The sequence below is a fragment of the Streptomyces sp. NPDC031274 genome (assembly GCF_055570235.1).
Map to the genome: position 1 here is coordinate 1 of NZ_JBVIHP010000516.1, position 1,012 is coordinate 1,012.

The window sequence follows — 1,012 nt, forward strand, 5'->3', positions numbered from 1 at the left end:
GTGATGCCCAGGCGGGCGCCGAGCGTGCCGTCGGGGACGCTGCCGCCCAGGCCGCCGGAGTCGGCGAGGCCGAGGAATTCCGGCGGAAGCTGCGTGCTGGTGTGCTGGCCCATGTGGGTTGGCTCCGATCGTGTAAAGGGTGGTTCGGTTGTGCTGGGGCCTGTGCTGGCTGTGCCGCCGGGCTGGTCCATCGGATGGTCAGGGGGCGAGGCGCAGGACGACGGCGGCGGGAACGGAGCGGCGGGTGGGAGGTCCACGTGCCGACGGGACATCAGTCGAGAGTGGTCGTCGCCCCGGACGGGGACCAGTCCGGCGTGTCGATCGGCGAATGGTCCGCGTCCTTGCCATCCAGCCGCGCTACTCGGCGGCCCGCTCGCGCCCGCATCACTTCCGTGTCGAGAGGCGGCTCGAACGTGTTGTCCACCAGGGTGTATTCGGCGGCAAGCCGTCCCACCGGGGCGATTGCCCCGAAGTCGATACGGCCACCTGCGACCAACAGGTCGTCCCTGATGTAGAAGCGCACCACGTTGCCCCACACGACGTGGTGGAGCCCGTCAGGCGCGGAGAAGATGCGGTCGACGGTGCACTCGAGCGCGATGGGTGCGCCCTTGACGCGCGGCGGCTTGACCGCGTCGGACGGTTCCTTCTGCAGGGCGACCGCGTCGAACTCGTCGACGTCCGGCTCGAAGTCGAAGGCACTGCGGTGCAGGCCCTCCACCTGCGGCAATGTGGCCATGTTCGACACGAATTCTCCGGTGTCCCGGATGTTGACGAAGCTGTCCTTCAGCGTCACGCCGTCCGAGCGGGGCTGCATCGACAGCGACACCCGGGGCGGCTTGCGGCCCACAACAGTGAAGAAGGAGATCGGGGCCAGATTGGCCACGCCCTCGGTGGACACAGTGCTGACCCAGGCGATGGGACGGGGAATGACGCTTCCGATGAGCAGCTTGTAGGCGGACTTCGCGTCCAGGTCCGCGGAATCGATGAGCATGCGGTGTCCTCCGACCGGTGG

At 68.4% G+C, this 1,012-nt stretch carries 1 protein-coding gene; it reads right to left on the reverse strand.

Going from position 1 to position 1,012, the window contains the following annotated elements:
• Positions 1-271: 271 nt before the first annotated feature.
• Positions 272-1,012: flavin reductase family protein (locus ACZ5CR_RS47610; RefSeq protein ID WP_468870325.1), on the reverse strand; the 741-nt coding region annotated here is incomplete at its 5' end.